We start from the raw sequence: 8658 nt of genomic DNA on the forward strand, positions 1-8658 counted from the left end.
GTAGAAGAGGTGCATTTTTAATCGCGCGATGGGGGGCGACATGGCAAAGAGCCGATCTTTTTCAATTTACCTTCTCAAGGAGGGGTACGGAGCAGACAATGCGCTACGCCAGGATCACGTCCTTGATGACGATATCGGCGCGCAGGGCCTGCCGGAAGGCGCAACGCTGTTTGTGCTCGACAGCGAACCGCGGCCGCCCTGGTGGAGGTCTTATTTTGGCATTGAGAAGAACCTGACCCAGGTGAACAAGGGCGCTCTTGTTTTCCTGCCGGTCGGTGAGCGATGTTTTGCGCTGTCTTTCGGTCATGTTGCCCATAGCCTGGTCGACTCCAGCTATGAGTATGATTTCGGTCTGCGGGTGACACTGAACAGTCTCGACCCACATAAGCTCAAGAGCACCGACACCCTCGACCCCGGCGCAACCAAGCGCCGGAGGACCCAGCTTCCCATCGAGTCCGAGCTGACGCTGTTCGATTTCGACCGCGACAGCACGATCCTGCGCAGTCTGACCGGCAAGGTCCGTGACGAGCACAAGGAATTATTCAGGCACGCTACAGGCAGCAGCAATTTACGCATTAGCACCGACATCGAGTCCGACGGCTTGGTGGAGTTGTGCGAGCAATTGCTTGGCCTTTACCAGAGCGAGCAGTACAAGACGGCGTTCCCTGAAATCCAGAATATCGTTCCGGTCAGCGATCCGGCGCAGATCGAGGCGCTGAACGGGCGACTCCTCGAAGCCTTCCGGGCGCGCAATCCCGACCTCAACATCACGGTTCCGGAGATCGTCAACTACAGTGACAATTTCTACGTCACCTTTTCCGGTGCAGGACGCGGCCTGGTTTATGACGATGTCTATATCGGCCGGTACTATGACTATCTTGATGAGCATGAAACCGATCTGCCCGCCATGGGAATCGAGGACCTGCGCCGCCACGCGCTGGTCCTGACCGACGAGGACGGGAACGCCCGCGACCGCTACAGCATTTTTAAGAGCCTCGTCTTCGACACGACGCTGGAAGGCGCGCAGGGCGAAACCTTCCACCTTTCTGAGGGCCACTGGTATCGCATAGACGACGATTATATCGCGCGCCTTGTCGCCTATCTCGACCCGCTATGCGTGGACAGCGACCTACCGCCTTACGATCATCCGAGCGAAGGCGAATACAATGAAGCCGCTGCTGCCGGTAATCCTGCCATTGCTTGTCTCGACAAGAAGAATATTAGCCCAGATGGCCAAAGCGCGGTGGAACCGTGCGATCTGTTGGCAGTTCGCGACGGCGTTGCTGCCTTCTACCATGTGAAGGTCTCGACCCTTTCGGCGCAGTTGAGCCATCTATTCAACCAGGGCGTAAACGCCATCGAATTAATGCAGCTGGAACCGCAGGCGGTCGATAGGCTGGAAGCGCTTATCCGGGAGGCGCTTCCCGGCGCCGACGCGGATACCCTGATGGCGTTGATCCAGGACCGGAATTACCGCATCGTATTCGGCATTGTGACGCGCAAGGACCCGGCGGCGAGGTCGCTGAACCTGCCTTTGTTCTCCCGCATCAGCCTTATGCGCAGCATGAAGGCTCTGCGGCTTATGGATGTTCAGGGGAACGTGATTTTTATCGCAGACCAGGTTGCGGCAGCGGAAGGCCGAAAGAAGAAGCGGAAGAAGAAGGAGGCCGCCGCCGAGGCGCAGCCGGTCGTGGACGAGGCCGCAGAATAGCCGTCCTGATAGATATCGAGAGCAGATCGTGGCGCACGGAGGTGTGTCACGTAAAGCATCCAAGACTCGCTGGCGTTGTGATGGGAGCGAACAGGAGACGTCCCCGCGCCAACGTATGATACGGCGATCAGGATGCCGGACTGGCTAGAGGCGGGCAAGGGCGGCCGGGCGGTATCCCCAACCTTCCGCGCGGATTCAGTTTCCCCGCATGCACACCGCAGGAATCCGCTTGTGCAGGCCGGGTGATCCCCCTCCACCCGGCCGCCCTTGCCCTCTGCTACCCCGGTCTCGCCGACGGGCAGGGTTGCAGCGCAGCGCTGCGCTTCAACCCAAGCCCATAGGAGAAAGACCATGACCACGAATGCAAAGACTGTTTCCGTCATTGAGAACGGCGAAACGGTTTTCATCCCGCTCAACAAGCTCAAGAAGCACCCGAAGAACGCTCGGAAGACCCCGCACAGCGAGGCGTCCATCGAGGCGAAGGCCGCGAGCATCGCCGCCAAGGGGATGCTGCAAAACCTTGTGGTGGAGCCGGAGCGTGACGGCGAAGGTGAGCCGACCGGCTTCTATCTCGTCAGCATCGGTGAAGGCCGGAGACTGGCGCAGCTTCTGCGCGTGAAACGCAAGGAGATCAAGAAGACCGAGCCGATCCGCTGCATCATCGACACGGCGAACGATCCCGCCGAGATCAGCCTTGACGAGAACGTGACGCGCGAAGACCTCTCGCCTGCGGATCAGTTCGAACGATTCCGCGAACTTGCGGAATCGCGTGGCTGGAGTGCGGAGGAAATCGCGGCCCGCTTCGGCGTCACCCCACATGTGGTGAAGCAGCGGCTTCGCCTCGGCGCTGTCAGTCCCAAGCTGATGCAGGTGTACCGCGACGGCGAATTGACGCTGGACCAGTTGATGGCTTTTGCCATCACCGAGGATCACGCGCGGCAGGAGCAGGTTTATGAAAACCTGTCCTATAACCGCGAGCCGTGGATCATTCGCCGCGACTTGACCAAGACCAACGTGGTGGCAGCGGATCGACGAGCGGTCTTTGTCGGACCGGAAGCCTATACGCAAGCAGGCGGCGTCATCATCCGCGACCTGTTCACCGAGGATCGCGGCGGCTTCTATGAGGATGCCGCGCTGCTGGACCGGATTGTCATCGAGAAGCTGGAACGGATCGCCGCCGAGGTTCAGGAGGCGGAAGGATGGAAGTGGGTTTCGGTCCACATCGACTATCCCCACGCCCACGGCATGCGCCGGACCTACCCGCATCCGGTGGAGATTTCCGAGGAAGATGCCGTCGCCTACGACGCCGCGCAGGAGAACCTTGAGCGCCTGTCCGCCGAGTGGGAGGACTCGGATGTAGACCTGCCGCCCGAAGTGGATGCGCGATTTGCGGAGCTTGAAGCCGAAATCGAGCGTATCGACGGGAAGCGCCACGCCTACGAAGCCGACGAGATCGTGCGCGGCGGCGTGTTTGTCGTCCTCGGCCATGACGGCGCCGCCCGGATCGAGCGCGGTTTCATCCGCCCCGAGGACGAGGCCCCGGAGCCGGAGGAACCAGAAGCGGACGAGAACGGCGGCACCGTTATCGACGGAGTGCGCGTCAACGCCGATGGCGAGGTCATGGGCGAAGGCGAGTATGACGAGGACGGGCACCATGTTTCCGCGCTCGAGGACGAGGAAGCGGAGGAAGACGGCAAGCCGCTGTCGGACTCGCTCATCCGCGACCTGACCGCCCATTGCACCCTTGCCTTGCGGCTCGCCCTTGGCGAGCAGCCGGACATGGCCTTGATCGCCGTCACCCATACGCTCGCCGCGCAGACCTTCTATCGCGGTGGCGGGGACGCCCATTGCCTCGACATCCGCCCGACGAGCGGCCATCTCGCCAGCCATGCAGATGGCATTGAGGACACAGCGGCGGCGAAGGCGTTGGAGGACCGCCATGCCGGATGGGCGGCGGATATGCCGCGCGATGTGGCCGACCTTTGGGGCTTCATCTCCGGGCTGGACCACGCGAGCGTTATGGCGCTGTTCGCACATTGCGCCTCGCTGACCGTCAACGCGGTGAAGCAGCCTTGGGAGCGAAAGCCGTGCGCCCATGAGACGGCGGAGAAGCTGGCGACGGCGGTTGCCCTCGACATGGCGGCACACTGGACGCCCACCCGCGCCTATCTCGGTCGCGTCACCAAGGCCCATATCCTCGCTGCCGTCCGCGAGGCGCTTGGTGACGTGGCGGCGGAGCAGATCGCGGGCAAGAAGAAGCAGGAGATGGCGGAAGCCGCCGAGCAGCTTCTTGCCGGAACCGGATGGCTCCCGCCCGTGCTGCGCATCGCAAGGCCCGCGTGGGCCGACGCAGAGCAGGAAGCCGAAACCATCCTCCAAGCAGCCGAGTGAGGAGGACCGGGCTGGGATCGCCTGAGCGATCCCGACCTTCCTGCCATCAATCACCAAATAATCGCGGTCGCGCGGGTATCGACCCGCGCGACCCGGGAGCTTTGCGAAATCCTCTTCGTTCGCGAGCATCCTGCGCAAATCGGGCCACCTCCCGCTCGATAATAGTGATCTCAGTGGCATTTCCGATTTCCCACGGTGGAAGCCGCTCCCAGCATTTTTCGCCGGGCCATCTTGAAATCGCTTCTCGGTGAAGATCGCCCCCCAGCGTCCACCAGTAGATTTGGATACGCACGCATCCGGGCGCGAGAGCTGAACCGATTGCAAAGCCTTGTCTTGTGACTTCGGTTGGATCGATGATCAAGACGACACGCGATCTTATGAGATATTTCATGAGGCTTAGAAGTTCTGAAGCATCAATCGCAGCCTCCGAGACCGGCGAGGCGAGATGAAGCCTGAAACGCCATCCTCGCTCACACCACTCTTCTTGCGCATGTGTCATAGCTGCAAGAGCTTCCATCATGTATCAGCCTCTCGCCCAGGGCCAGCGTACCGGAACGGTTACGGCGATCACCCCGAGGACGATCAGTGTCATGCCGATGAGGCTTGACCAGGTGAAGCGTTCCCCGAGAAAGAGAATGCCGAGAGCGACTGCGAACCCGGCGCGCAGATAGCTGCCGCTGGTGGTGCCGAGCGGCCCGAGCGTCTGCACCAGGCGGAAATAGATGATCATGGCGATAGCCGTGCAGAGGACGGCAAGAACGAGCACGGCGATGATTGCCTCTGGCGTCGGGGTAAGGGTCCAGGGACGTTCGATGACCATGGCCGCCGGCAGCATCATGATTGCGGCGCAGCTCATGGCACCTGCCGCCGTGACGATCGCAGGAAGGCCGGCAAAACGCTGTCCCCACATTGGAGCCAGCGCGTAACAGAGGCTTGCCCCCAGGACCGCCGCTTGGGCGAAGGGAGCGGCGGCATTGGCTTGCCCGAGTGACTGAAAGCCGATCGTGATGACGACGCCGGCAAGGCCAACCACGACGCCGGCGATTTTCTGCATGGTGATGCGCTTGCCGTCATATCCCGTCGTCATGGCGATCAGCAGCACGAACATGGGAGGTGTGGCATTGAGAACTCCGGCAAGGCCGCTTGCGATATGCTGTTCGCCCCAACTGATGAGCGTGAACGGGAGTGCGCTTTGAAGTAGCCCCTGGACGAAGAAAGCCGCCCATGTCGCGCCCGTTCGAGGGAGAGAAAGCCCGCGTATCTTCACGAAAAGGACCAGCAAAAGCGCCGCGATCGTCACGCGCGCCGCCGTCATGGTCAGGGGCGGCACGGTGTCAGCAGCAACTTTGATCAGGGTGAAAGAGCTGCCCCAAATTAGCGACAGCAACAGCAGCAAGCCGATTTCCATGGCAATGTGCATGTGCCCTTGATCACCTGGGGCAATTCCAATCTCGGTATCTGTTACCTTTGAACTCACGGCGATTCCCTCTCGAATTGATCGGCAAGATCGATCGGAGCGCGGAAGGATGCTCGCTGGAATCGGACTTCATCGCCCGATCAGGTCCGATTCCAGCTACTCTACGAAAGGCAGCAGCGCTAAAGTCCTTTGATGGTTATGGTTTCTCCCGACTTGCAGACGTTGCCGCCGCATCTTGATCGCGAAACGTGCGATCGCGCGCGGCTTGCCCGCGATCGGGCTTTTGATGGCCTGTTCTTTTCAGGTGTCCGTTCGACCCGGATTTATTGTTGCCCGGTGCGGCCCGCTCGCTCCGAGAACGTCACGTTCTATGCGACAGCAGCAGCAGCGGAGCGCGCCCGCTTCCGGCCCTGCCTTCGCTGTAGGCCGGAGACAGCGCCCGGCTCGCCGGCATGGATGGGAACAGCAACCACGGTCGCGCGCGGAATGCGCTTGATCGAGCAAGGGTGCCTGGATCAGGGGTCGGTTGCCGATCTTGCCGACATGCTCGGCGTCGGCCCGCGCCATCTCCTACGGCTGTTCATGCGTCATGCAGGTGCGAGCCCGAGTGAGATAGCCGCCACGAGGCGTGTGCAGAAGGCAAAGAGGCTGATCGATGAAACGGACATACCCCTTGCTGAGATCGCATTCGCATCCGGCTTTGGCAGCATCCGGAGGTTCAACGACGCATTTCAAGCCGTTTATAAGCGAGCGCCGTCATCGTTTCGCCGGCCGGGAAGCAGGAGCGTCGTGCCCCATGCCCCTGAACTGGCCGAGGAGGCGGAACGGCAATGAGCGGCAAGATTCTGGTCAGCGCATGCCTCCTAGGTCGTCCAGTCCGTTATAACGGATCGGCCAAGACCGTTACGCATCCGGCCTTGGAACAGTGGCAGCGAGAGGGGCAGCTTGTCAGTATCTGCCCCGAGCTCACGGCAGGGTTTAGCGTTCCGCGCCCTCCGGCCGAGATCGCGGCGGGGCAGTCAGGCGATGCGGTGCTATCGGATGCGGCGCGCGTCATCGAGGCGACCGGCGCGGACGTGACGGACCTTTATATAGCCGGCGCGCGTGCGGCATTGGCCTTGGCGCGCGAGCATGATTGCAGGTTCGCCTTACTGATCGACGGTAGCCCGTCATGCGGTAGCGGCTTCATCTACGATGGCGCGTTCGCCGGCCGGAAGCATGTCGGCGCAGGTGTGACGGCTGCGCTTCTCCGGCAGCACGGTATTGAGGTTTTCGCGGAAACGGAGATCGACGCCTTGCAGGCTCGCCTGTCGCGGAAACCCTAAAACTGGCGACAGATCGGCCGACCCGAGAAAGAGGTGGTTTTTCGTGTTGTTGTCTTTGTCATCAGTGGCGGGTACTTGCGATATGATTTGTAACAGCAGGAGCCGTTCATTTCGTAGCGTTGCCCTTCGGGCCGCGCTTTCGGCTGCGCCGGAACCACGCCGGCGGCGCGTTTCCGCCATTCGGCTTCAATCGCTAACGCAAGGGGATGGCGGTGGCCATTTCGCGGGAAGCCCTGCCGGGATGTAGGCATCCTTGGATGCCGGTCTCTGGCGCAAGGCGACAGGTCCATGAGGTGGGGGCGCTACTCCCCGTCATCGATCATGCTGACAAGCGACAGCGAGGAATCTCGTATCGTCCAGCAGGCCAATGAATTGCACCGCATCCGGCGAACGATCTTGCGACAGCGCGACCTTGATCATGCGGCGATTGAGCGAAAGAGCCGGAGTGTGCGCGGAGCTCAGCCAAAGGGACGAGAGCCAGGCATGACGTGGAGAGTCAGGGTGGTGGCGCATGGGCCGGTGAAGGCCACCGTCATTCTGTTTCGAGGGTGAACGTGCGGAAGATGGCCGCCACTGCCGTACCATACCGATTTTCCTGAAACAGGCGCTCCATCCGCGTCCTCGATTCGCATGGGTCTGACCGAAGACCGGCGACGCAAGCGACGCCTCGATCTCGATCCCGCAACACCCGCCTGCGGCTTTTTTCCGCCGCCGGCTAAAGCCGGCTTTGCACCGCGAAACAAAAAGTCCTCGCCAGATGTTGCGGGCCGATCGTCCCCGGTCGGCCGACCCGCATCGAGGTCGCAATGGTGCGGCCCGATCGGAAAAAGGAATACGACAATGGCGACCATCGGCACCTTCACCAGGAACGAGAACGGCGCGGCTGGCTTCACCGGCGCGGTCAAGACCCTGACCCTCAACGTCAAGGCCAAGTTCATCGCCACCGAGGGCGAGAGCGAGCGCGGCCCCGACTTCCGCATCTTCGCCGGAGCGACCGATTATGCGGAGAGCGGGATTATGCGGAGCACTGGCCTGTGAGGTCTGTGTTGACACCGGTTTCGGCGGGGTTCTGCTCCGCATAATTGCGAGGGTGGAAGGCGGGCGCCCCGCGGGAAGCGGAGCGCCCTTGGCCGGTCATCGCGACCAGATTAGCTTGTGCTCGCCCTTGTCGCCCTGGACCAGGGAAGCGTAGACCGGGGCCGTGAAGGACGGATCGTCGAGCTTGAGCGAGAGGTATTCGGCGCCCGTCTCGCGGGCGGTCCGGCTCCAGCCTGCGCCGAACTCGACGCCGTTGGCGGTGACGCGATAGTCGGGGGCCTTGTCGTTGTCGCGGTCGCAGGGCTTGATGGTGGCCTTGACGTTGAGGGTGAGGGTCTTGATCGTCCCGGCGTAGGCGCCGTTCTCGTCGCGGGTGAAGGTGCCGATCTGAGCCATTGTCGTATCTCCTGAGAGTTGCCCGAAGCCGCCCGATGCGGCCTCGATGGCGGTCGAGAGGCGACGGACCGGACGGCTGCATCCGCAGGACAGCAGCTTGAGCGGAGGACGGCGGTAGCCGAGCTTGTTGTCCCGCGAGGAATGACCGCTTGCGGTCAGGGGAAGAAGGTCGGCGGAGCCGTTGCAGGCCAAGGCCGGGCCGGCGCCAGACCAGCCCAGAAGAGAGGCCGCCTGGGGGCTTCGCCGCATGATCGGCAGAGATCGAGGCTGGCGGTCGGCGCCTCATCAGCATGCTCAGCGCCGCCGGTGCGTCACCCTCCCGCGGTCACGGCCACCATGCCTCCGACCCAACGACACCAACCGCGCCCCACACGGCACAG

Annotated in this window: 6 protein-coding genes and 1 pseudogene; 5 read left to right on the forward strand and 2 right to left on the reverse strand. The window is 62.2% G+C overall.

Annotated elements, in window-relative coordinates; translation table 11 throughout:
- The first annotated feature begins 40 nt into the window (after positions 1–40).
- On the forward strand, positions 41–1711 hold the full coding sequence (locus B5D38_RS16280) for a DUF6119 family protein (protein ID WP_165690881.1): 1671 nt from the start codon (positions 41–43) through the stop codon (positions 1709–1711).
- A 351-nt stretch (positions 1712–2062) separates the two neighbouring features.
- On the forward strand, positions 2063–4102 hold the full coding sequence (locus B5D38_RS16285) for a ParB/RepB/Spo0J family partition protein (RefSeq protein ID WP_078709490.1): 2040 nt from the start codon (positions 2063–2065) through the stop codon (positions 4100–4102).
- A 523-nt stretch (positions 4103–4625) separates the two neighbouring features.
- On the opposite strand, the gene B5D38_RS16290 is transcribed toward B5D38_RS16285, so the two are convergent.
- Positions 4626–5522: a DMT family transporter gene (locus B5D38_RS16290; RefSeq protein ID WP_078709491.1), complete on the reverse strand. Its 897-nt coding sequence runs from the start codon at positions 5520–5522 to the stop codon at positions 4626–4628.
- A gap of 189 nt (positions 5523–5711) precedes the next feature.
- On the opposite strand from B5D38_RS16290, the gene B5D38_RS16295 reads away from it, so the two are divergent.
- From B5D38_RS16295 to B5D38_RS16305, 3 genes and pseudogenes are all read left to right on the forward strand, one after another.
- Positions 5712–6353: a bifunctional transcriptional activator/DNA repair enzyme AdaA gene (locus B5D38_RS16295; protein ID WP_078709492.1), complete on the forward strand. Its 642-nt coding sequence runs from the start codon at positions 5712–5714 to the stop codon at positions 6351–6353.
- A complete protein-coding gene (locus B5D38_RS16300; protein WP_078709493.1) occupies positions 6350–6844 on the forward strand; it encodes a 2-thiouracil desulfurase family protein in 495 nt (164 codons plus the stop codon). Before B5D38_RS16295 ends, B5D38_RS16300 begins: the two co-directional genes overlap by 4 nt.
- An 840-nt stretch (positions 6845–7684) precedes the next feature.
- Positions 7685–7846, forward strand: a pseudogene (locus B5D38_RS16305) (DUF736 family protein); the annotation flags it as partial.
- A gap of 132 nt (positions 7847–7978) precedes the next feature.
- Here B5D38_RS16305 and B5D38_RS16310 read toward each other — a convergent pair.
- Positions 7979–8278, reverse strand: coding sequence for a DUF736 domain-containing protein (locus B5D38_RS16310; RefSeq protein ID WP_078709509.1), 300 nt, complete (start codon positions 8276–8278; stop codon positions 7979–7981).
- Between the last annotated feature and the right edge of the window lie 380 nt (positions 8279–8658).

Source organism: Consotaella salsifontis (assembly GCF_900167365.1).
GTDB lineage: Bacteria > Pseudomonadota > Alphaproteobacteria > Rhizobiales > Rhizobiaceae > Consotaella > Consotaella salsifontis.

What these genes read in the sequence shown, in the direction of transcription:
- B5D38_RS16295 (WP_078709492.1), top strand. Translation starts at nt 5,712, where the DNA reads ATGGTTATGGTTTCTCCCGACTTGCAGACGTTGCCGCCGCATCTTGAT.
- B5D38_RS16285 (WP_078709490.1), top strand. Translation starts at nt 2,063, where the DNA reads ATGACCACGAATGCAAAGACTGTTTCCGTCATTGAGAACGGCGAAACG.
- B5D38_RS16300 (WP_078709493.1), top strand. Translation starts at nt 6,350, where the DNA reads ATGAGCGGCAAGATTCTGGTCAGCGCATGCCTCCTAGGTCGTCCAGTC.
- B5D38_RS16290 (WP_078709491.1), bottom strand. Translation starts at nt 5,522, where the DNA reads ATGCACATTGCCATGGAAATCGGCTTGCTGCTGTTGCTGTCGCTAATT.
- B5D38_RS16280 (WP_165690881.1), top strand. Translation starts at nt 41, where the DNA reads ATGGCAAAGAGCCGATCTTTTTCAATTTACCTTCTCAAGGAGGGGTAC.
- B5D38_RS16310 (WP_078709509.1), bottom strand. Translation starts at nt 8,278, where the DNA reads ATGGCTCAGATCGGCACCTTCACCCGCGACGAGAACGGCGCCTACGCC.